Origin of the sequence: Chitinimonas taiwanensis DSM 18899 (assembly GCF_900119825.1) — a bacterium.
GTDB classification, from domain to species: domain Bacteria; phylum Pseudomonadota; class Gammaproteobacteria; order Burkholderiales; family Chitinimonadaceae; genus Chitinimonas; species Chitinimonas taiwanensis.
On record NZ_FPKR01000014.1, the window covers coordinates 90,239 to 112,302 of the forward strand.

Sequence of the window (22,064 nt, forward strand, 5' to 3'; positions counted from 1 at the left end):
TCCTCCCATGCAGTCACTTCAAGGCAAATGCGGCCTGATCATCGGCGTGGCCAATGCGCAGAGCATCGCCTGGGGCTGCGCACGCCAGCTCAAGGCGGCCGGTGCGCGCAGCGCTATCACCTATCTGAATGCCAAGGCGGAAAGCCATGTGCGCCCACTGGCCGAGCAGATTGAGGCCGAACTGATTCTGCCCTGTGATGTGGAACAGCCAGGCCAGCTCGAAGCCGTGTTCGCCGCACTCGAGCAGCACTGGGGCCAGCTCGACTATCTGATCCACTCGATTGCCTACGCGCCGCTGGCCGATCTGCACGGCCGGCTGGTCGATTGCTCGACAGCCGGCTTTCTGCGCGCCATGGATGTGTCCTGCCACTCGCTGATCCGCATGGCCAAGCTGGCCGAACCGTTGATGCCCAAGGGCGGCACACTGCTGACCATGTCCTATCTGGGCGCCGAACGGGTGGTCGAGCACTACGGCCTGATGGGGCCAGTGAAGGCCGCGCTGGAAAGCACGGTGCGCTATCTGGCCGCCGAGCTGGCCGAGCGCGGCATCCGCGTACACGCGATCTCGCCCGGCCCCATGCCCACCCGCGCCGCCTCGGGCATCGCCCATTTCGACACGCTGATGCAGGCCGCCATGGCCAAAAGCCCGCAGCATCAGTTGGCCACGCCGGACGATGTCGGCCAGCTGGCCAGCTTTCTGATTTCCGACGCGGCACGCGTCCTGACCGGCTCGACCCATTATGTCGATGCCGGCTACCACATCATGGGATAACAATGACTTCCGATGCCCTGAGCCTCTTGCTGGAACTGGCACGCGCCCTGCCCGCCGTCCGCATGGCGGTTGCCCACCCTTGCGATGCCGAGTCGCTGCGCGGCGCGCTCGATGCGCGCGAGCAGGGTTTGATCGACCCCATCCTGATCGCCCCACTGGCCAAGCTGCAGGCGGTGGCCGAGGCGAGCGGGCAATCGCTGCAAGGTGTGCACTGCATTGATGTGCCGCATAGCCATGCCGCGGCCGAGCAGGCCGTGCAGCTGGCGCGTCGCGGCGAGGTCAATGCGCTGATGAAGGGCAGCCTGCACTCGGATGAGCTGCTGCATGCGGCGCTCAGCTCGGCCGGCGGCCTGCGCACCGAGCGCCGGGTCAGCCATGTATTTGCGATGGAAGTACCGGCCTACCCGAAACCGCTGTTCATTACCGATGCAGCGGTCAATATCGAACCCGATCTGCTCGCCAAGCGCGATATCGTGCAGAACGCGATTGATCTGCTGCATGCGCTGGGTATCGTCGAGCCCAAGGTGGCCATCCTGGCCGCAGTGGAAACCGTCAATCCGGCCATGCGCGCCACCATCGATGCGGCGGCACTGTGCAAGATGGCCGATCGCGGCCAGATCAGCGGCGGCATGCTGGATGGTCCGCTAGCCTTCGATAATGCGATCTCGGCCGATGCGGCGCGCAGCAAGGGCATCCGCAGCCCGGTGGCCGGCCTGGCGGATATCCTGCTGGTGCCCGATCTGGAAGCCGGCAATATGCTGGCCAAGCAGCTGCAATATCTGGCCGGTGCACGCGCGGCCGGCATTGTGCTCGGCCTGAAGGTACCCATTGTGTTGACCAGCCGTGCCGACAATGCCGAGGCGCGCATGGCATCCTGCGCCATCGCCAAGATCCTAGCCGCACGACGAGTAGTGGCATGAGGTCGGTACTGACCCTGAACGCCGGCTCCAGTAGCCTGAAGTTCGCGCTGTATCGGGCCGCAGATCTGACGTTGATCTGCAAGGGGCAGATAGAGAACCTCGGCCATCTCAGCGATGACAGCCACACGCTATTCCACGCACGCGACGCCGCAGGCAAGGCGCTGGCCGATGCTGAGATCGCCGGGCATGAGCATGCGGCCGCGCTGCGCTATTTGCTCGACTGGCTGGACCGCCAGTACCAGGGCCTGCGCCCGGCGGCGGTCGCGCACCGCATCGTGCACGGCGGCCCGCGCTTTGCCGAACCCCTGCGCCTGAGCGACGAGACGTTGCAGGCACTGGATACGCTCACCCCACTCGCCCCCCTGCACCAGCCGCATGGCCTGGCTGGTGCGCGCAGCATGCTGACCCTGCTGCCCGAGGTCGCGCAGATCGCCTGCTTCGACACCGCCTTCCACCGCAGCCAGCCCGAGCTGCAGCAACGTTTCGCGCTGCCGGACTCGTATTTCCAGCAGGGCGTGCGCCGTTACGGCTTTCACGGCCTGTCCTACCAATACATCGCCCAGCAATTGCCCGCCCACCTGGGTGCCGCCGCCGAGGGCCGCGTGGTGGTCGCCCATTTGGGCAATGGCGCCAGCGCCTGTGCCTTGCTCGGCCGGCAGAGCATGGCCAGCAGCATGGGTTTTACCGCGCTGGATGGGCTGATGATGGGCACCCGCTGCGGACGGATCGATCCGGGCGTACTCATCTATTTGCAAGAGACGCTGGGCATGTCGGTAAACGAGATCAGCCAGCTGCTCTACCAACAGTCCGGCCTGCTGGGCGTATCCGGCCTCAGCCACGATATGCGCACGCTATCGGCCAGCCCGGAACCAGCCGCCCAGCTGGCGATTGCCCTGTTCTGCCAGCAGGCCGCGCGCGAAATCGCCGCACTCTGCGTGGCCATCGGCGGCCTGGATGCCCTGGTATTCACCGCCGGCATCGGTGAACACCATCCACGCGTGCGCGCCGAAATCTGCCGCCAGCTGCAATGGCTGGGGCTGGACCTCGACAGTGCAGCCAACCAGGCCAACGCCGCGCGCATCAGCACGGCGACCAGCTCAATCAGCGCCTGGGTGATAGCCACCGACGAGGAAGCCATGCTGGCCCGGGCCGCGGTGGCTTATTGCTAAGCCGCGCGCCAGACCAATAAAAAACCCGCTCCAAGGAGCGGGTTTTTTGCGACATTCGATGCTGGCCAGCGATTCGTTTGTCTGTGTCTTGCGACTTAGGCCATGGCCTTGATGGCGGCAGCCAGGCGGCTCTTGTGGCGAGCAGCCTTGTTCTTGTGGAACACGCCCTTGTCGGCGATGCGGTCCAACGTGCTGGTGCTTGCCTTGAAGGTTTCGACTGCAGCAGCCTTATCGCCAGCTTCGATGGCCTTCAGCACTTTCTTAACTGCAGTGCGGAATTCCGAGCGTTGGCTCATGTTGTGAAGGCGGGCCTTAGCAGCCTGACCTGCGCGCTTACGTGCTTGTGCGCTGTTTGCCATTTAAATCAACTCCTTAAACCGGTAAAAGGACTATCGCGAAACCGCGCATTATGCCGATGCTCGGCCTATCTGGCAATCATCGCGTACACTTGCGCGGTTTTGTCAATCAGCAGCCCTGCGCATGAATCTCCTCAAGGCCCTTGCCCGCACCAGCAGCATGACCATGCTGTCCCGCATTCTCGGCTTCGTGCGCGATGCGATCAATGCCCATCAGTTTGGCGCCAGCAAGGCTATGGATGCCTTCGTGGTGGCCTTCATGCTGCCGAATATGTTCCGGCGCATCTTTGCCGAAGGCGCCTTCTCGCAGGCCTTCGTCCCCCTGCTGGCCGAATACAAGCAGACGCAGGGCGAGGACGCCACGCGGCGCTTTATCGCCGATGTGGCCGGCCTGCTGACCCTGGCGCTGGTCGTCCTGACCGTGATCGGCGTGCTGGCTGCGCCCGCCATCGTGCTGCTGTCCGCTTCCGGCTTTGATAAGGATGCAGCCAAGTTCCAGCTCACTGTCGAGCTGACCCGCATCACCTTCCCCTACATCCTGCTGATCTCGCTGTCCTCGCTGGTGGGCAGCATTCTCAATACCTGGAATCGCTTCACCGTCCCCGCCTTCACGCCCACCCTGCTCAATCTGGCCATGATAGGCAGCGCACTGTGGCTATCGCCCTTCTTTGCAGAACCCATCGTGGCGCTCGCCATTGGCGTGACGCTGGGCGGCGTGGCCCAGCTGCTGTTCCAGCTGCCCTGGCTGGCCAAGACCGGCATGCTGAGCTGGCCGAAGTTGAATCTGAAGGACCCGGGCGTGTGGCGTGTGCTCAAGCAGATGGGGCCGGCCATGTTTGGCGTGTCGGTGGCGCAGATCAGCCTGCTGCTCAATCGCAATTTCGCCTCCTGGCTGCCCGATCACAGTATGAGCTGGATGTATTACGCCGACCGCCTGATGGAGCTGCCCACCGGTGTGCTCGGTGTGGCGCTGGGGACCATCCTGCTGCCCAGCCTGTCCAAGCTGAAGGCGGCCGAGCGCCATGATGACTACTCGGCCACGCTGGACTGGGGGTTGCGCCTGTGCTGGCTGCTGGCCCTGCCCGCCACGGTGGCACTGGCGGTGATCGGCGAGCCGCTGATCGCCGTGCTGTTCGAACGCGGTGCCTTCCAGCTGCAGGACACCCTGCAAACCCAGCGTGCGCTGAGCGCCTATGCGGTTGGCCTAATGGCGCTGATCTCGATCAAGGTGCTGGCGCCGGCCTTCTATGCGCGTCAGGATATCCGCACCCCGGTCAAGATCGGCGTCGCCACCCTGCTGCTGACCCAGCTGTTCAATCTACTGCTGATCGGCAGCCTGCAGCATGCCGGCCTCGCCCTGGCCATCAGCCTGGGCGCGTGCTTCAATGCCACCCTGCTCTATCTGGGCTTGCGCAAGAAGAACATCTATCAACCCAAACCGGGCTGGCTGCGCTTCCTGGCCAAGCTGTTTGCCGCAGTCGGCCTGATGGCGCTAACGCTATGGGGCCTGCAACACGCGCTCGGCGCTTGGCATCATCTGCCGGTATGGATACTGGTGAGCAAGCTCAGCATGCTGGTCCTGGCCGGCGCCCTCGTCTACTTCGCCGTACTGGGTGCCCTAGGCTTTCGGCCGCGCGATTTTTCGCGCAAATCCATCTAGATACCCGCATCGTCACCCGGCCTGCTCGCAGGCCACTGGCTAGACCGCATCAAGGAAAGGAAGACCATGGAACTCTCGCACCGTGTTCAAGCGATCAAGGAATCCCCCACGCTGGCCATTACCGCCAAGGCGCAGAAGCTGAAGGCCGAAGGGCGCGATGTGGTGGCGCTGGCCGCCGGCGAGCCGGATTTCGACACGCCCGAGCACATCAAGGCTGCTGCGATCGCTGCGATTCAAAATGGCTTTACCAAGTACACGCCGGTCTCGGGCACGCCGGGCCTGAAGAACGCCATCATCGCGAAGTTCAAGCGCGACCAAGGACTCGACTACACCGCCAAGCAGGTACTGGTGTCCTGCGGTGGTAAGCAGAGCTTCTACAACCTTTGCCAGGCCTATCTGAACCAGGGCGACGAGGTGATCATCCCCGCGCCCTACTGGGTGTCCTACCCCGATATGGTGATCCTGGCCGAGGGTAAACCGGTCATCGTCGAATGCGGTATCGAGCAGGGCTTCAAGCTCAGCCCGGCCCAACTGGCCGCGGCTATCACCCCGCGCACCAAGCTGGTGGTGCTGAACTCACCGTCCAACCCGACTGGGGCTGTGTACACACTGGCCGAGCTGAAGGCACTGGGCGAGGTGCTCAAGCAGCACCCCAAGGTGCTGATCGCGTCGGACGATATGTATGAGCACGTGATGCTGGGCGATACCAGTTTCGCCAACATCCTGAACGCCTGTCCGGAGCTGTATCCGCAGACCATCGTGCTGAACGGCGTGTCCAAGGCCTACTCGATGACTGGCTGGCGCATCGGCTATGCAGCCGGGCCGGAGTGGCTGATCAAAGCGATGGAGAACATCCAGTCGCAATCGACCTCGAATCCGACCTCGATCTCGCAGGTGGCCGCCGAAGCGGCCCTGAATGGTCCACAAGCCGATTGCTTCGCCCCGATGCTGGCCGCCTTCAATGCCCGGCATGAGTTCGTGCTGAGCGCCTTCAATGCGATTCGCGGCCTGAAGTGTCTGCGCGCCGGCGGCGCCTTCTACGCCTTCGTCGATGCGCGCGAGGCGATCCAGAACCTGCATCGCGAAGGCAAGCTGGCTGCGCCTACCGATCTGGCACTGGGCAGCTATCTGCTCGAGGCTCAGGATGTGGCCGTGGTGCCGGGCTCGGCCTTCGGTGCCGAGGGCTATTTCCGCATCAGCTTCGCCACCAGCATGGCCAATCTGGAAAAAGCACTGGCACGCATCGCCAGCGCGCTCAACTAGCCCGCCCAGCCCAGCCGACAAGCCGCTCCCAGCCCGGAGCGGCTTTTTTGTTCCCAGTTCGCCACATTATCGAAAACCCTTACACGGGCATTCCAGCGCGATGCCAAAGGCCTATGTTATGGTGCACTTGCTCTAAACCGCGCTACAGCGTCGTTTGCGGGCAAAAAACCATAATGGGGACAAACCAATGCAGCTGCTACTCAAACTGGCAGGCTGGGTGGATGCGCTGAACGAGCGCATCGGTCAGTCAGCCAAATGGCTGGTACTGGTCTGCGTCTTGATCAGTGCCGGCAATGCCGTCATCCGCAAGGCTTTCGATATGAGTTCGAATGCTTTCCTGGAAATCCAGTGGTATCTGTTTTCCGCCATCTTCCTGCTTGGCGCCGCCTACACCCTCAAGCACAACGAGCATATCCGCATCGACATCCTGCTCGGCAAGCTCAGCCCACGTAAGCAAGCCTGGGTCGACATCCTGGGCGGACTGTTCTTTCTGCTGCCGATGGCCATCGCGATCTTTTATTACGCCTGGCCCGTGGTGACCCAGATGATCGCCAGCGGCGAACAGTCGGCCGACCCAGGCGGGCTGGTGCGCTGGCCGGTGTGGGTGCTGATACCGATCGGCTTTGGCCTGCTGATCGCGCAAGCGATCGCGGAAATCATCAAGCGCGTGGCCTTTCTGCAGGGCCTGATCCCAGATCCGGCCGAAAAACACAGCGGTCAGACCGCGGAAACCGTCGATACCCATCTCGACGCCGTACTCGACCAGGATAAGGGAGGCCGCGCATGAGCCACGAAATGCTCGCCCCGGTCATGTTCGCCTCGCTGATCGTCTTTCTGCTGATCGGCTACCCGGTGGCTTTTGCCCTATCCGCAGTTGGGCTGTTGTTCTCCTTTATCGGCATCGAAGCGGGCTTTATGCCTGCCGCCTTGCTGCAGGCGCTGCCGCAGCAGGTGTTCGATGTCATGCGCAATGACACGCTGCTGGCCATCCCCTTCTTCACCTTCATGGGCCTGATTCTGGAGCGATCCGGTATGGCGGAGGACATGCTGGACACCATAGGCCAGCTGTTCGGCCCGATACGCGGTGGTCTGGCCTATGCGGTGATCTTCGTCGGCGCGCTGCTGGCCGCTACCACCGGCGTGGTCGCCGCCTCGGTGATTTCGATGGGGCTGATCTCCCTGCCCATCATGCTGCGCTATGGCTACAACCCGCAGCTCGCCTCGGGCGTGATTGCCGCATCGGGCACCCTGGCGCAGATCATCCCGCCCTCGCTGGTGCTGATCGTACTGGCCGACCAGCTGGGTACCTCGGTTGGCGATATGTACACCGGCGCCCTGGTGCCGGGTCTGGTGCTGACTGGCTTATATGCCGTTTATGTGCTCGGCATCTCGGTGTTCAAACCACAATGGGTGCCCGCCCTGCCCGCCGAAGCGCGCACCCTGCGCGGCGGCAAGCTGCTGGGCCGGGCGCTGTTCGTGATGGTACCGCCGCTGGTGCTGATCTTCCTGGTGCTCGGCACCATCTTCTGGGGTATCGCCACCCCGACCGAGGGCGGCGCCATGGGCGCGGTCGGCGCACTGATCCTGGCCCTGGCCAAGCGCAAGCTGAGCTGGGACCTGACCCGTCAGGCAATGAACTCCACTCTCAAGCTGACCACCTTCGTGGTGTTCATCCTGCTTGGCGCGCGGGTCTTCCGCATCGCCTTCCTGGGTGTGGATGGCGATGCCTGGGTGGAAGGCCTGTTCGACAGCTTGCCTGGCGGCGTAGTCGGCTTCCTGGTGGTGGTCAACATCCTGATCTTCGTCCTGGCCTTCTTCCTCGACTTCTTCGAGATCGCCTTCATCCTGGTCCCACTGCTGGCGCCGATCGCGGCCAAGCTCGGCATCGATCTGGTGTGGTTCGGGGTGATGCTGGGCGTGAATATGCAGACCGCCTTCATGCACCCGCCGTTCGGCTTCGCACTGTTCTATCTGAAGAGCGTGGCGCCCAAGTCAGTGAAGACGAAAGACATTTACTGGGGCGCCGTACCCTTTGTCTGCATCCAGGTGGTCATGGTGGGCCTGGTGCTGGCCTTCCCGCAGATGGTCACCCACTTCCTCGACAAACCGGTGGTCACCAATGAAGCGAACACCGAAGCGATTCTGCAAAGCCTGCCTCAGGATGTGCCGGTGGAGGAGAACCTGAACGAAGCTGACGAGGCCGCCGCCGCACTGATGGGCGATAGTGCACCGGCACCCAATGCCGAGCCACAGACCGAGGCCGACCCGGCCGCGGCACTGCTGGAGGAAGCCGGAAAGAACGCAAACTGAAATCTGGATTTCGCCAATAAGGGCGCCGCAGCTGACGACGCCTCAACCCCTGGAAGAAGGAGCAGACTGTGCAAAGACGTAGCTTTCTGAAGACAGCAGGAACCCTGGGCGTCGCCGCAGCGGGCGTTTCAGCGCCGGCCATCGCCGCCAGTGAACCCAGCATCCAATGGCGCATCACCTCCAGCTTCCCCAAGAGCCTGGAAACCATCTACGGCGGCGCCGAGCAGCTGGCCAAGCGGGTCAGCGAGCTGACCGATGGCAAGTTCCAGATCAAGGTCGCTGCCGCGGGCGAAATCGTCCCCGGCCTGCAGGCGCTCGACGCCGTGCAGAACGGCACCGTGCAGGCCTGCCACACCTGCGGTTACTACTACGTGGGTAAGAACAAGACCTTTGCCTTCGATACCGCAGTGCCATTTGGCCTGTCCTCGCGCCAACAGGCGGCCTGGATGTATTACGGCGGCGGCCTGCAGCTGATGCGTGATTTCCTCAAGGAATACAACGTCATCAGCTTCTACGGCGGCAATACCGGCACCCAGATGGGCGGCTGGTTCCGTAAGCCGATCAAATCACTGGCTGAGGTCAAAGGCCTGAAGATCCGCATTCCCGGCATCGGCGGCGAAGTATGGTCGCGCCTGGGCGCTGTGCCGCAAACCCTGGCCGGCGGCGACATCTACCCGGCGCTGGAAAAAGGCACCATCGATGCCGCCGAATGGGTTGGGCCCTATGACGATGAGAAACTCGGTTTCTACAAGGTGGCCAAGAACTACTTCTACCCAGGCTGGTGGGAACCGGGTCCGCAGATCTCCTTCTATGTGAACCTGCAGGAATGGGCCAAGCTGCCCAAGAGCTACCAGGCGGCCTTCGAAGTTGCCACGGCCGAAGCCGCGATTGCCATGCAGGCCGAGTACGACGCCAAGAACCCGCAAGCCCTGGTGCGCCTGCTGCAGAATGGTGTGAAGCTGCACAAATACCCGGCCGACATCATGAAAGCCGCCCAGAAAGCCACCTTCGAGCTGTACGAGGAAGAGGCGGCCAAGAACGCGGCCTTCAAGAAGGTCTACACCGAGTGGAAGAAATTCCGCGGCATCGAGCAAGGCTGGTTCAGCCTGGCCGAATCGGGACTGGAAAGCTTTATGTATGCCAATCGGGTCAAGTAGACCGGCTCGGCGTGATGTCAGCAGTAAAAAAACCCGCCTGATGGCGGGTTTTTATTTGTTTAGGCGACTGACTCAGTGGCCGCTCGGCTTTGGCGTAGCCGGCTTGGGGACAACCGGTTTGACGACTGGAGCTGGAGCCGGCGTTGCGGGCTTGGCCGCTTTATCCTCATAGCCACCAGGGCCGCTATTCATTGCCCCGATCGCATCACGCAGATTCAGGCACTTCACGTCTTCCTTGCTGCGGATCGCACCACCTTGCAGCTCGCACTCTTTGTCAGCAAATTTGAGCAAAGCGCCCTTTACCGCTTGCTCGGCCTTGCTGCCGGTGCCGGTCAAGCTGGTGCGGATATCCTGCAGCACCTTGTCCAGCGCCTCTTTCTCCAGCTTGGCCAGTGCCAATTGCTCCTTCAGCGTGGCCACATCCTTGTCCTTGGCCTCCTGCAAGGTCTTGGCCTCCTCCAGCTGGGTTTGCAGCTGAGCCTTCTCTTCGGCCAGCTTGGCGGCCGCCTGCTTGGCAGCACGGGTCTGGGTCAGCAGATTGCGCTCCATGGTCTGATTACGCTGGGTTGCCAGCGCCAGCCCCCCCAGAAAACCACCCGCGCCAATCGCAATCACCAGGGCAATCAGCAAAACCACCAGCATGGCCGATACTCCATTGGGCACGCCACCACGCAGCGCTAGGACAATGCGCTTCATCAAAGGCAATTTAGCGACTTGTTCATTTGACGTTGTCATGCGATCCTCTCGGGGTTGGCACGTAAACGGCCCTGGAGGCCGCTTGCAGCAGTTTTAGCGACTTTGCGCCTTAGGTCAAACCGACACAAGCGCGACGCAAAAACAAAAACCGCATTGCTTTTCAGCAATGCGGTTTCAGATAATTCGCTTGGCTCCTCGACCTGGGCTCGAACCAGGGACCTACGGATTAACAGTCCGGCGCTCTACCGACTGAGCTATCGAGGAACAAAAGAAGCCGCTATACTAAAAGGCTGTCCAAAACGTGTCAACATTCGTTTCGTTATCCTGTATAGAGGCCTCATGTCCGCCCTCAAGAAACTGTTGATTATCGTCCTAGTCCTGGCCGCCATCCTGGCCGCTATTCCGCTGTTGATTCCCTACGACAATTACAAGTCGGACCTGGAACAAAACCTGAGCACCCGCCTGGGCACGCCGGTCAAGATTGACAGCATCCAGTTCAGCTATGCGCCCAAGCCGCAGTTGCAGCTGCAGGATATCCAGCTGGGCGACGCCGCCGAAAACACCGTGGGCAAGATCGTGGTGCCGGTGACCTTGCGTAATCTGTTCAAATTCCGTGAATCGCTAGCCGATGTCTCGCTGGAAGCCGCGACGCTTAAGCAGGATTTCGCCTTGTCACTGCCCGATAGACTGAAAACCAAGCCTGCCGGCAGCAATATTCATGTCGCCTCGCTGAAGCTGCAGGGCCTGACCATACAGCTGGAGAAGCAGCAGGTCGGACCATTCAATGGTGCACTGCGCTTCAATGCCGACAGCAGCCTGAAGAACATCACCCTGAGCAGCGAGGACGAGCGCGCCAAGCTGCATATCAAGCCCGAGGGTGAGCAATATGAGCTCGACTTCGAAGCCAAGAACTGGGTACTGCCCGGCAAGTATGAGGTGCGCTTCGATCAGCTGATCCTGCGCGGCCAGGCCGACAAGAACGGCTTGTTGATCGACGATATCAACGGCCTGCAGTTTGGCGCCGTAGCCGTCGGTACGGCGCAGCTGGACTGGGTCGATGGCTGGAAGCTGCGTGGCTCGCTGCAGACCCGCGGCATGCAGGTGGAAGAGCTGATCTCGCTGGCCAGCCCGATCACCCGCGCCACCGGCCGTATGACCGGCACCGCCAATTTCGAATTTAGCGGTAGCGGCTACGACACCCTGTTCGATGCGCCGATGATAGAGCTGAAGTTCTCGGTCACCGATGGCAATCTGCATAACCTCGACCTGATCACCCCGCTCAAGTCATCCAGCCCTTCGGTTCTGCAGCGCGGCGGTCAAACCCGCTTCGATACGCTGACCGGCACCTATCTACTCAATAAGGACAGCGTGGCCCTGCGCGGGTTGGCCTTGAATTCCGGCAAGTTCACCGCATCTGGCAATCTGAGCATCGACGCCAAGCAGAACATCAGCGGTAACATCGCCACCCGCTTGGCAAGCGGCGTGATCGTGGTCAGTGCACCGCTGCGCGTCGATGGCACACTCGATGCCCCTGAGCTGCGTTCCAGCGGCGCCTACAAACCAGGTGCCGCCGACGCCACCACGCGCATCTTCTAAGCGCGGGTCAACCTCAGCCCCAGCTCGCCGGCCTCCAAGCCGGCGATGCTTTTTGTACTTTCGGAAGGATGGCAGCATGGCCTGGCAAGATTTTCTCAGCACACAGGGCGCCCAGTTCGATGCCGAGCTGGCCGTCAGTTTTCCCGGCGAACAGCAGCCGGCCGAGCAGCAGCAGGGCGCTGCCCTGGTGCCGCTCAGCCATTTCGGCTTGATACGCTTCAGCGGCGAGGAAACCGCGGCCTTCCTACACGGCCAGCTGTCCAGCGACGTCAAGCAGCTCGGACCGAATCGCGCGCAATACAGCACTTACTCAACGCCCAAGGGCCGCATGCTGGCCAGCCTGCTGGTGCTGGCCGATGGCGAAGACAGGCTGCTGATGCTGCCGCGCGCCCTGCTGCCCACCATCCAGAAGCGCCTGAGCATGTATGTGCTGCGCAGCAAGACCAAGGCCAGCGATATCAGCGCGGACACCGTGCTGCTCGGCCTGTGCGGCGCGCAGGCCGCCGGCGTGGCCAAGCAGCTGGGTGGCAGCTTGCCCACCGAAGCATTGCAAAAGGTGGATCTGCCAGCCGGCTGGTTGCTCAAGCTCGATGAGGGACGTTTCCTGCTCGGCATCGCCGCGGCACAGGCTGAAACCGTCTGGCAAGCCCTGCTGGCAGCCGGCGCCAGTCCCGCAGGTGCCACCGCCTGGACCCTGGCCGATATCCGTGCTGGCATTACCTGGGTGCTACCCGCCACCCAGGAGGCCTTCGTGCCGCAGATGGCGAATATGGAGCTGATCGGCGCGGTCAACTTCAAGAAAGGCTGCTATCCGGGCCAGGAGATCGTTGCGCGTACCCAATATCTGGGCAAGCTCAAGCGCCGCGCGCTGCGCGTGCAGGCCAGCAGCCCGATGCAGGCCGGCGAGTCGGTATTCAGCCCGGAAATGCAGGATCAGGCATCCGGCCAGGTGGCACTGGCGGCACCGAGCGCAGATGGTCAGTGGGAAGCACTGGTGGTGGTCCAGCTCAGCAGCATCGAGCACGGCCTGCATCTGCACGGCCCGCAAGGCCCAGCACTGAGCATCCTGCCCCTGCCCTACACAGTGATCGAATAAGCAGCTCAAGCAGACAAACAAAAGCCCGCCAATCCGGCGGGCTTTTTACACGTAGATACAGCGAAGCGCGCCAGGCTTACAGCGCGAACGCCTTGCGTATGCTGGCTTCCACGCCTGCGGCATCCAGCCCGCACTCGGCCAGCAGCAGCGCCGGGTCACCATGATCGACATAGCGGTCCGGCAAACCGAGTTGCAGCACACGCTTGGCCACGCCAGCAGCATTCAGCGCCTCCAGCACGGCCGAACCGGCACCACCCATGATGGCGTTTTCTTCCAGCGTGACCAGGTAGTCGTGGCTGGCAGCCAGCTCAAGCACCAGCGCCACATCCAGCGGCTTGGCCCAGCGCATATTCGCCACCGTGGCATCCAGCGCTTCAGCCGCTTTGAGCGCAGGCATCAGCAAGCTGCCAAAGGACAGGATGGCCACGCGCTGACCGCGCCGACGCAGCTCGCCCTTGCCCACAGGCAGGGCTGTGAAGGCTTTTTCCACCTGGGCGCCCGGGCCAGTGCCGCGCGGGTAACGCACGGCAGTCGGCTGGTCCATCTGGAAGGCGGTGTACAACATCTGGCGGCATTCGTTCTCATCCGCCGGGCACAGCACAGCCATATTCGGAATGCAGCGCAGGAAGCTGATATCGAAGCTACCCGCATGGGTCGGACCATCCGCCCCCACCAGGCCGGCGCGGTCGATGGCGAAGACGACGGGCAGATTCTGCAATGCCACATCGTGGATCAGCTGGTCGTAAGCGCGTTGCAGGAAGGTCGAGTAGATCGCCACCACGGGCTTGAGGCCCTCGCAGGCAAGGCCGGCGGCAAAGGTCACTGCATGCTGCTCGGCAATGCCGACATCGTAATAGCGCTCGGGAAAGCGCTGCGCGAACTCCACTAGACCAGAGCCTTCGCGCATGGCCGGGGTAATGCCGACCAGACGTGCATCGGCCTCGGCCATATCGCACAGCCACTCACCGAAAATCTGAGTATAGCTGGGCTTGCTGGCCGCCTTGGCCGCCATGCCATCGGCCGGGGTGAATGGCGTAACCGCGTGATACTTGACCGGATCACCCTCGGCCAGCTTGTAACCCTGGCCCTTCTTGGTCACCACATGCAGGAACTGCGGGCCGGACAGGCTCTTCAGGTTCTGCAGGGTGGATACCAGCGTGTCCAGATCATGCCCATCGATGGGCCCCACATAGTGGAAGCCGAATTCCTCGAACAGGGTGGAGGGCGAGAACAGGCCCTTCATATGTTCTTCGCCACGCCGTACCAGCTCGTGCAGTGGTGGCACGTTCTCCAGCACCTTGGCCCCGGTCGAGCGGAAGCCCTGATAGAAGCGCCCCGAGATCAACTTGGCCAGATAGGCATTGAAGGCGCCGACATTCGGCGAGATCGACATCTCATTGTCGTTCAGCACCACCAAGAGGTCGGTGTCTTTGTCGCCAGCATTGAACAGTGCCTCGAAAGCCTGCCCGGCCGTCATTGCGCCGTCGCCGATCACCGCCACGCATTTGCGCCGCTCGCCCTTCAGCTTGCTGGCCTCGGCCATACCGGCTGCCGCGCCGATACTGGTGGAGCTATGCCCGACACCGAAGGTGTCGTATTCGCTTTCCTCGCGCTTCGGGAAGCCCGCCAGACCGCCATACTTGCGCATGGTGGGCATGCGCTCGCGCCGGCCGGTCAGCACCTTGTGCGGATAGCTCTGGTGACCCACATCCCAGACCAGGCGATCATCCGGGGTGTTGAACACATAGTGCAGCGCAATGGTCAGCTCCACCGCGCCCAGATTGGAGGCGAAATGACCGCCGCTCTGGCTGACCGATTCGAGCAGAAAGGCGCGCAGCTCCTGAGCCAAGGGCTTGAGCTGTTCGCTTTCCAGGCGGCGCAGATCGGCCGGTAGGTGGAGGGTGTCGAGAAGCGGATAAGGCATAGCAATCTAATCAGTAAGGGCGGGCCAGATCGGGCGTGCGCCGCAAAACAAGTTCAGCGGATGCGCCGGCGGCGCACCCGGCAAGGTATCAAAAGGCGCGGTGCACGATAAAATGCGCCAGCTCGCGCAGCCGTTCAGCGCGCGCACCAAACACACTCAGGCAATCAAGCGCTTCGGCTTCCAACTCGGCCGCACGCAGCTTGGCCTCCTTCAGCCCCAGCAGCGAGACATAGGTGGGCTTGTCATGCGCGGCATCCTTGCCAGCCGTCTTGCCCAGGGTCGCGCTATCGGCCTCCACGTCAAGGATGTCGTCGACCACCTGGAAAGCGAGGCCCATCAGCTTGGCAAAACGGTCCAGCTTGTCGCGCTCGGCTTGCGGCAGTGCTTCGCCGCAGTAACTGCCCAACAGCACTGCCGCGCGGATCAGCGCGCCGGTTTTCAGGATATGCATATTTTCCAGCTCAGGCAGGCTGAGCGGCTTACCCACCGAAGCCAGATCAATCGCCTGGCCGCCGGCCATGCCGGCCGCACCGGAGGCCGTGGCCAGAATCTTGACCATCTTCAGCTGATCGGCCGGCTCATCGCACAGGCTGCGCGCCGAGATCGCCTCGAAAGCCGCGGTCTGCAGCGCATCGCCGGCCAAGAGCGCCGTGGCTTCGTCGAACTCCACATGCACGGTGGGCTTGCCGCGGCGCAGTACATCGTCGTCCATGCAGGGCATGTCGTCGTGCACCAGCGAATAGGCATGGATCAGTTCCACCGCCGCCGCCGCGTACTGCAGGCGCTCGACCGAAGCCTGCACCACTTCACCGCTCGCGAAGGTCAGCAAAGGCCGCACCCGCTTGCCCCCGCCCAGCACCGCATAGCGCATCGCCTCGTGCAGGCGCTGCGGCAGTTGATAGGCCGGCGGCAGCACCGCGCCCAGCGCCAGCTCCATCTGTTGCTGAATCGCAAACGACCAGGTCTGGAAATCCTGTGACTTGCTCATTGTTCCGCCTCGGGCTCGAAAGGTTTGAGGCTGTCGCCATCCAGTTGCTTGATCTGCTGCTCGGCATTGGCCAGCTGCTCCTGGCAGTAGCGGATCAATTCGCCACCGCGCTTATAGGCAGTCAGGGAGGCATCCAGCGGCAATTGGCCGGCTTCCATCTCGGTAATCAGGCTTTCGAGCTCACTCATGGCGGACTCGAAGCTGGCGGGTTTACTGGGTTTCGCCATGGGCTTCACAGGCTGGAGGTAATGGGAATCGCGCGATTTTACCCTGCTGACAGCAAGGACACTGCGCCAGGGGCATAAAAAAAGCGCGTCGGAGTGAACCAACGCGCCCTAAATACCCAAGCGTAGGCAAACCGGCCGGGCTAGCCCGGCGGCCTCGCTGCACATCCCGTAGTAGGTTGCGCAGCGACTACGGAGCGAAATGTAACACAGCTTTTTCAGTTTCAAACAATCGTTTGATAGGCTGTTGCAAGAGCGCAAATTTGTCGTAGCGCGGGAGAGCAATCCAGCCGCTACAGGCCTGAAGACTGGGGCTTTCCATCCTCGTATGCCCGCGCTTTCCACAGCAGGCTCGCTGCTCGTCGCTTGCTGACGCTTTCGCCCTGAACGCTTTTATCAGGCTAGACTCCAAGCCAGACCGCTCAACAGCCCCACTTGCTCCATGCCCCGTAAACTGCTCCGCCGCTGGCTGCCCACGCGTGAAACCCTGGATAACAATGCCTTCCTGCGCCGCTGCGCGCCCTTTCTTACCCATCACAATCTCTGGCATCTGAACCGTCATTCGGTGGCTGGCGGGCTGGCGGTCGGCTTGGCTTGCGGCATGATTCCCGGTCCCTTGCAGATTCTGAATGCGACCATCCTGGCCATCCTGTTCCGGGTCAATCTGCCGGTGGCCATCTTCGGTACTTTCTTCAGTAACCCCTTTACTATCGTGCCGCTGTATATCGCCGCCTATGGGCTGGGGCGGCTGATCACCGGCGCGAATGGCACACAGGCGGTCATTCCGCCCGCGCCGGAAACCCAGTGGAGCGATCTGGGTGCGAGTGTGCAGGCCTGGCTGGACTGGATGCTGACGCTGGGAACGCCGCTGGCCGTGGGCATCGTGGCCCTGGCGCTACTGCTGGCGCTGGCCGGTTATGGGGTGGTGCAGCTCGGCTGGCGCCTGCATGTGCTGCATGCCTTGCGCTTGCGGCGCCAACGCCGCGGTGCCTAGGCGATGAAAAAGCCGGATCCTGCGATCCGGCTTTTTGTTGATGGTGGTGATTTCGTCGCGAATCAGGCGTTGTGCACGATCACATTCTGCGCCGGCATCGGTGCCGGGAAGCCGGCCTCGGCCAGGCCCTCACGGATCAGCGCCTGGGTGTCGAAATACACCTGCCAATAGTGGTCGTTATGGCAGAAGGGGCGCACCGCCAGTACCGGGCCGACCAGATTGAACTCGAGGATGGCCACTTCGGGCGCCGGGCTGCTCACCACATTCGCGATGGCTGCGAGGCGGGTCTGCAGCAGGCTGATGGCCGCGCGATGATCGGCATTGCCGGCCAGCTGGGCCTTCAGTTCTACGCGCCGATAGGGGTTGGCGGTGAAGTTCTGGATGGTGTCGCCGAAGATCTTGTTGTTGCCGACGATGGTCAGCACATTGTCCGGCGTGTTGATGGTGGTGGCGAACAGGCCGATCTCCTTCACCGTGCCGATGATGCCGCCCACCGAGACGAAGTCGTCCACCTTGAAGGGGCGCAGCACGATCAGGAAGGCGCCGGCCGCGAAATTGGCCAGCAAGCCCGACCAAGCCATGCCGATGGCCACGCCGGCAGCGGCGATCAGGGCGGCGAAAGTGGTGGTCTGCACGCCGAAGTAACCTAGGATGCCGATCACCAGCAGGATATTCAGCGTGACGGTCAGCACACCGCCGATATAGCGCATCACGGTCGGATCGACCTTCTGCCGCTCCAGCGAGCTGCGCACCGCGCGCTCGGCCACGCCGATCAGCCAGCGGCCGATGACCCAGAAGGCAATCGCCGCCAGGATCTTCACCCCGAAAGTGGCGACATAGCCCATCAGGATGTTCTGCCATTGCGAAATATCAAATCCGCCCATTTTCTTCCCTCTCCTTGCAGTTAAATTGCTGCGCCCCATGCTGGGCGACAAGCCAGCTTAGAAGCTGGTAGGGCAGATTTCCGCAAAAGATCGCACTGCGCTTCAGGGCAGCGGGCGCAGATGCTGGCGCGCCGCACGCAGCACCTCCTGGCTCAGCCGCTCCAGCTTGGGCGACTGCACCTGCCAGCGATGCCAATACAGCGCGACATCGGTGGGCTGCTCTGGGGCCAGATCGAGCAGCTCGCCGCGTGCCAGCGCATCGCCATACTGCTGCTCGGGCACCATGCCGTAGGCGAGGCCAAGCCTTATCGCCAGCAGGAAGGCATCGCTGGCAGGCACGTAGTGACAGGGATAACTGCCGGGCGCGAGGCCGAGCTGATGCTGGAGGAAATCGGCTTGCAGCGCGTCCTTGCGGTTGAATACCAACAAGGGTGCGAGGCGCGCGGCGGCGCGATTCAAGCCCTGCGGGAAGTAGCGCGCGGCGAAGGCAGGCGTGGCCAGCAGGCGGTAGCGCATGGCGCCCAAGGGCTCGGCCACGCAGCCGCGCATGGCACGCGGCTCGCTCGATACGCCGGCCAGCACATGGCCAGCTTCCAGCCAGGTATAGGTGTGGTCCTGATCATCCACGGTCAGGTCGAGCAGCACCTGTTCGCGCAGCAGGAAGTCACGCAGCGCAGGCAGCAGCCAGGTGGCCAGCGTGTCGCTATTCACCACGATGGGCAGGCTGAGCGGTGCCTGCTGATTGCTGACCTGCTCGGCCAGGAATTCCTCCTCCAGGAGGCGGCTGCGGCGCAGGTATTGCGCCAGGCGCTGGCCGGCCGTGGTGGCGTGACAGGGCCGGCTGCGCACCAGCAAGGGGGTGCCGAGCGCCTCCTCCAGCGCACGCACGCGCTGCGACACCGCGGATGGCGTCAGATGCAGACGCATGGCCGCCGCCTCGAAACTACCGGTTTCCAGCACCGCCAACAGGGCTTCGCCCTTGCGGATATCGAGCAGCATGGCCGTCCCTTATGAAGCAATTTTAAGCATTCAATCAAAATACTTAGTTTTGTTCATTATTGCAGCCGCGCCGGCCAGAATGGCGACATACCAAACGCAAGGAGCGGGTGATGTTAAGCAGCAGTTACTGGCAGGGCCTGGGCCTGAGTGCGGGTTTGATCATGGCCATCGGTGCGCAGAATGCACATGTGCTGCGCATGGGCCTCAAGCGTCAGCATGTTTTACTGACCGTGCTGGTGTGTGTGGCCATCGACGCCAGCCTGATCAGCCTGGGCGTGGCGGGCATGGGTGCGCTGGTGCAGCGTTCGCCCAGCCTGCTGAGCGTAGCGCGCTGGGGCGGGGCAGCGTTTCTGCTCTGGTATGGCTTGCGCAGCTGGCGTGCGGCCTTCGCCGGCGGCGCATTGCAGGCAGATGCGTCGCCGCAAGCCATGCGCTGGCAGGCGGCCCTGCTCAGCGTGGTAGCGCTGTCGTTGCTCAACCCGCATGTGTATCTCGACACTGTGGTGTTGATCGGCGCGATCGGCGGCCAACAGCCGGCCGAGCAGCGCCCGCTCTTCGCTGCCGGCGCGATCACCGCCTCCCTGCTATGGTTTGCGGCGTTGGGTTTTGGTGCGCGGCTGCTATCGCCCTGGTTTGCCAAGCCCATGGCCTGGCGCGGTATCGATGCACTGACCGGCACGACCATGCTCGGCCTGAGCGCCATGGTGGCGCTGGGCTGAGGCTAGGCGTCGATAAGGAGAGGGCATGACACAAGCAATACGCGCACTGGACACGCTACTGGCCACGATGACTCCGGTACTCAACCTCGGCGTGTATGCGTTTGCCTGCCTGGACGCGGGGCGCGCACCGGACCAACTGCCCGCCATCGCGACCCTGCGCGAGCAGGAGGGCTGGACCGTGGTGCTGCCGCTGGATGCGGCTCGGCAACATGGCCTGAACGTGCTATTCGAAGCAGCCTGGATCAGCCTGCATGTGCATAGCGACCTGGCCGCGGTCGGCCTGACTGCCGCCTTTGCTGGCGCATTGGCCGAACAGGGCATTGCCTGCAATGTGCTGGCCGGCGCCTACCACGACCACCTGTTCGTACCCCATGCAGAGGCCGAGGCCGCCATGGCCGCCTTGCTGGCACTGCAGGCGCGGCACAGCACCTAGAGCCGCGCGCGCACATAGCTGCCCGGCGCCTCTTCCAACGCGGGCAGGCTGCCAGCACCGGGCGTGCGCGCCGGCACCAGCTTGCCCTTGTGCGGCGCCAGCCAAGCATCCCAATCGGTCCACCACGACCCTTCATGCGCCACGCTGCCGGCCAGCCAGTCCTCGGCGGTGGGCGGCAGTTCCGGATTGCTTGCATAACCATATTTATTGGCTGCCGGCGGGTTGACGATGCCAGCGATATGGCCGGAACCGCCGAGCACGAAGCGCACCGGTCCGCTTAGCAGCCGCGCACCGGCATAGGTAGAGGTCCACGGCGCAATATGGTCCTCGCGCGCCGAGATAAAGTAAGCGGGCGTGCGGATGGCGCGCAGATCGATGGGCACACCGGCCAGCGTGACGCCGCCGGGTGCCTGCAGCGCATTCTCCAGATACATCTTGCGCAGATAGAAGCGGTGCATGGCGGCCGGCATGCGCGTGGCATCGCTGTTCCAGTACAGCAGGTCAAATGGCATCGGTTCGCGGCCCAGCAGGTAGTTATTGACCACGAAGCTCCAGATCAGGTCGTTCTCGCGCAGCAGATTGAACACCCCGGCCATCTGGTGCCCTTCCAGATAGCCTTTCTCCTCCATATAGGCATCAAGGCCAGCCAGCTGCTGCTCGTCGATAAACACCCCCAGCTCGCCTGGCTCGCTGAAGTCCAGCATGGTGGTGAAGAAGGCGGCCGATTTGATGCGGCTGGGCGGATAACGCTTGTCCTTGGCTGCAGCCATCCAGGCCAGGGTGGATGCCAGCAACGTGCCACCGATGCAGTAGGCCGCCGCATTGATGCGCTTCTCGCCGGTGGCGGCCTCAATCGCATCCAGCGCGGCCAGCACGCCCTGCTGCAGATAGTCGGCAAAATCCATCTCGCGGTGGTGCGCATCGGGGTTGACCCAGGAAATCACGAACACGCTATGGCCTTGGTCGACCAGCCATTTGATCAGCGAGTTCTTTGGCTTGAGATCGAGGATGTAGAACTTGTTGATCCAGGGCGGCACGATCAGCAAGGGCGTCTGGTGTACCTGGCTGGTGCTCGGCGCGTACTGGATCAGCTGCAGCAGCGCGTTCTGGAACACCACTTTGCCCGGCGTGCTGGCCACGTTCTCACCCAGGGTGAAGGCCGTGGTATCGGTCATCTTGGGCATCAGCCGCCCGCCATTGCGCTGCAGGTCGTCCAGCAGATGGCTAAAGCCCTGAATCAGGTTCTCGCCGCCGCTGTCTAGCGTGGCTTTCAGCGCCGTGGGGTTGGTGGCCAGGAAATTGGTCGGCGCCAGCGCATCGACGAACTGACGGGTATAGAAATTCACCTGCCTGGCGGTATGCGCATCCAGCCCCTCCACGCCGGCCACGCCGTCCTGGATATGGCGCGAGGCCAAGAGATAAGCCTGTTTGACGAAGCCAAACACCTGGTTATTCACCCACAGCTCATCCTTGAAGCGCTTATCGGGCACGGCCGGCGGTGGCGGCTCGCCCAGCCAGAACTGGCGTAGCGTCTGCTGGGTCAGCTCGGCATAGGCCAACCAGAAGTCCCATTGCGCACGCAACATGGGTTCCGGTTTTTCCAGCACCACACGCCAGAGCGCTTCGAACGCATGCTGCACGCTCTGCGGGTCGGGAATCTGCACCTGGGGCGCGCCGCTGGCCTGCTGGCTCAGTTGCGCCTGCAGCACCTGTTGCCAACGAGCAGCCAAGTCGCTCAGCTGCGTCAGACGGTCTGGGGCGGTGGACATGGCCGGTCTCCTTTTGCTTACCCAGTGTAGTCACGGCTCGCAGCACTGAAATGTTCAAAGAATACGAACTAGATGTTGATTACTTTCCGCTATTCACTGACCAAGCCTCAATCGATACTCGGGAACAGTCATTGA

21 protein-coding genes and 1 tRNA gene are annotated in these 22,064 nt (G+C 62.7%); 13 read left to right on the top strand and 9 right to left on the bottom strand.

What is annotated here, in order from left to right:
- Nucleotides 1-7: 7 nt before the first annotated feature.
- The 3 genes from fabI to BT173_RS16630 are packed head-to-tail and all read left to right on the top strand — an operon-like array spanning nucleotide 8 to nucleotide 2,861.
- Complete coding sequence (fabI, locus tag BT173_RS16620) at nucleotides 8-772, top strand: enoyl-ACP reductase FabI (protein ID WP_072429797.1); 765 nt, start codon at nucleotides 8-10, stop codon at nucleotides 770-772.
- 2 nt (nucleotides 773-774) lie between these two features.
- Nucleotides 775-1,692, top strand: a complete 918-nt coding sequence (locus BT173_RS16625) for a bifunctional enoyl-CoA hydratase/phosphate acetyltransferase (RefSeq protein ID WP_084658777.1) — start codon at nucleotides 775-777, stop codon at nucleotides 1,690-1,692.
- Complete coding sequence (locus tag BT173_RS16630; RefSeq protein ID WP_072429798.1) at nucleotides 1,689-2,861, top strand: acetate/propionate family kinase; 1,173 nt, start codon at nucleotides 1,689-1,691, stop codon at nucleotides 2,859-2,861. Before BT173_RS16625 ends, BT173_RS16630 begins: the two co-directional genes overlap by 4 nt.
- A 95-nt stretch (nucleotides 2,862-2,956) precedes the next feature.
- Here the strand turns inward: BT173_RS16630 and rpsT are convergent, their stop codons facing one another.
- Nucleotides 2,957-3,220: a 30S ribosomal protein S20 gene (gene rpsT, locus BT173_RS16635; protein ID WP_072429799.1), complete on the bottom strand. Its 264-nt coding sequence runs from the start codon at nucleotides 3,218-3,220 to the stop codon at nucleotides 2,957-2,959.
- A 121-nt stretch (nucleotides 3,221-3,341) separates the two neighbouring features.
- Between rpsT and murJ the strand changes: the two genes are divergently transcribed.
- From murJ to BT173_RS16660, 5 genes are all read left to right on the top strand, one after another.
- Nucleotides 3,342-4,877 carry a murein biosynthesis integral membrane protein MurJ gene (gene murJ, locus BT173_RS16640; protein WP_072429800.1) on the top strand — a complete coding sequence of 512 codons (1,536 nt, stop codon included), beginning with the start codon at nucleotides 3,342-3,344 and terminating at the stop codon, nucleotides 4,875-4,877.
- Nucleotides 4,878-4,943: 66 nt separating this feature from the next.
- The gene (locus tag BT173_RS16645; RefSeq protein ID WP_072429801.1) at nucleotides 4,944-6,140 is read left to right on the top strand and encodes a pyridoxal phosphate-dependent aminotransferase; all 1,197 of its coding nucleotides are present in this window, start codon (nucleotides 4,944-4,946) and stop codon (nucleotides 6,138-6,140) included.
- Between the two features lie 187 nt (nucleotides 6,141-6,327).
- On the top strand, nucleotides 6,328-6,927 hold the full coding sequence (locus BT173_RS16650; protein ID WP_072429802.1) for a TRAP transporter small permease subunit: 600 nt from the start codon (nucleotides 6,328-6,330) through the stop codon (nucleotides 6,925-6,927).
- The gene (locus tag BT173_RS16655) at nucleotides 6,924-8,450 is read left to right on the top strand and encodes a TRAP transporter large permease (RefSeq protein WP_072429803.1); all 1,527 of its coding nucleotides are present in this window, start codon (nucleotides 6,924-6,926) and stop codon (nucleotides 8,448-8,450) included. The genes BT173_RS16650 and BT173_RS16655 overlap by 4 nt, the downstream gene beginning before the upstream one ends.
- A 68-nt stretch (nucleotides 8,451-8,518) precedes the next feature.
- On the top strand, nucleotides 8,519-9,607 hold the full coding sequence (locus BT173_RS16660) for a TRAP transporter substrate-binding protein (RefSeq protein ID WP_072429804.1): 1,089 nt from the start codon (nucleotides 8,519-8,521) through the stop codon (nucleotides 9,605-9,607).
- A 72-nt stretch (nucleotides 9,608-9,679) separates the two neighbouring features.
- Here BT173_RS16660 and BT173_RS16665 read toward each other — a convergent pair whose 3' ends face one another.
- Entirely contained in the window at nucleotides 9,680-10,303 is a 624-nt protein-coding gene (locus BT173_RS16665; RefSeq protein WP_072429805.1) for a hypothetical protein, read from the bottom strand.
- A gap of 188 nt (nucleotides 10,304-10,491) precedes the next feature.
- Nucleotides 10,492-10,567 (bottom strand) — tRNA-Asn (locus tag BT173_RS16670).
- A 75-nt stretch (nucleotides 10,568-10,642) separates the two neighbouring features.
- Here BT173_RS16670 and BT173_RS16675 point away from each other — a divergent pair.
- Both BT173_RS16675 and ygfZ read left to right on the top strand, forming a co-directional pair.
- Complete coding sequence (locus BT173_RS16675) at nucleotides 10,643-11,899, top strand: AsmA family protein (RefSeq protein ID WP_072429806.1); 1,257 nt, start codon at nucleotides 10,643-10,645, stop codon at nucleotides 11,897-11,899.
- Between the two features lie 76 nt (nucleotides 11,900-11,975).
- Nucleotides 11,976-12,995 carry a CAF17-like 4Fe-4S cluster assembly/insertion protein YgfZ gene (gene ygfZ / locus BT173_RS16680; RefSeq protein WP_072429807.1) on the top strand — a complete coding sequence of 340 codons (1,020 nt, stop codon included), beginning with the start codon at nucleotides 11,976-11,978 and terminating at the stop codon, nucleotides 12,993-12,995.
- Between the two features lie 76 nt (nucleotides 12,996-13,071).
- On the opposite strand, the gene dxs is transcribed toward ygfZ, so the two are convergent.
- The 3 genes from dxs to BT173_RS16695 form a co-directional block, all read right to left on the bottom strand.
- Complete coding sequence (gene dxs, locus BT173_RS16685) at nucleotides 13,072-14,919, bottom strand: 1-deoxy-D-xylulose-5-phosphate synthase (protein ID WP_072429808.1); 1,848 nt, start codon at nucleotides 14,917-14,919, stop codon at nucleotides 13,072-13,074.
- Between the two features lie 88 nt (nucleotides 14,920-15,007).
- Nucleotides 15,008-15,907 carry a polyprenyl synthetase family protein gene (locus BT173_RS16690; RefSeq protein WP_072429809.1) on the bottom strand — a complete coding sequence of 300 codons (900 nt, stop codon included), beginning with the start codon at nucleotides 15,905-15,907 and terminating at the stop codon, nucleotides 15,008-15,010.
- Entirely contained in the window at nucleotides 15,904-16,134 is a 231-nt protein-coding gene (locus BT173_RS16695) for an exodeoxyribonuclease VII small subunit (protein WP_072429810.1), read from the bottom strand. The genes BT173_RS16690 and BT173_RS16695 overlap by 4 nt, the downstream gene beginning before the upstream one ends.
- Nucleotides 16,135-16,573: 439 nt before the next feature.
- Here BT173_RS16695 and BT173_RS16700 point away from each other — a divergent pair, with 439 nt between their 5' ends.
- The gene (locus tag BT173_RS16700) at nucleotides 16,574-17,125 is read left to right on the top strand and encodes a DUF2062 domain-containing protein (RefSeq protein ID WP_072429811.1); all 552 of its coding nucleotides are present in this window, start codon (nucleotides 16,574-16,576) and stop codon (nucleotides 17,123-17,125) included.
- Nucleotides 17,126-17,187: 62 nt separating this feature from the next.
- Here BT173_RS16700 and BT173_RS16705 read toward each other — a convergent pair whose 3' ends face one another.
- Nucleotides 17,188-18,009: a mechanosensitive ion channel family protein gene (locus BT173_RS16705; RefSeq protein ID WP_072429812.1), complete on the bottom strand. Its 822-nt coding sequence runs from the start codon at nucleotides 18,007-18,009 to the stop codon at nucleotides 17,188-17,190.
- 102 nt (nucleotides 18,010-18,111) lie between these two features.
- On the bottom strand, nucleotides 18,112-19,008 hold the full coding sequence (gene argP, locus BT173_RS16710) for an HTH-type transcriptional regulator ArgP (protein ID WP_072429813.1): 897 nt from the start codon (nucleotides 19,006-19,008) through the stop codon (nucleotides 18,112-18,114).
- 110 nt (nucleotides 19,009-19,118) lie between these two features.
- Between argP and BT173_RS16715 the strand changes: the two genes are divergently transcribed.
- A complete protein-coding gene (locus BT173_RS16715; RefSeq protein WP_072429814.1) occupies nucleotides 19,119-19,727 on the top strand; it encodes a LysE/ArgO family amino acid transporter in 609 nt (202 codons plus the stop codon).
- 25 nt (nucleotides 19,728-19,752) lie between these two features.
- Nucleotides 19,753-20,160 carry an ACT domain-containing protein gene (locus tag BT173_RS16720; RefSeq protein WP_072429815.1) on the top strand — a complete coding sequence of 136 codons (408 nt, stop codon included), beginning with the start codon at nucleotides 19,753-19,755 and terminating at the stop codon, nucleotides 20,158-20,160.
- On the opposite strand, the gene BT173_RS16725 is transcribed toward BT173_RS16720, so the two are convergent.
- Complete coding sequence (locus tag BT173_RS16725) at nucleotides 20,157-21,929, bottom strand: PHA/PHB synthase family protein (RefSeq protein ID WP_072429816.1); 1,773 nt, start codon at nucleotides 21,927-21,929, stop codon at nucleotides 20,157-20,159. The genes BT173_RS16720 and BT173_RS16725 overlap by 4 nt on opposite strands.
- Nucleotides 21,930-22,064: the final 135 nt, after the last annotated feature.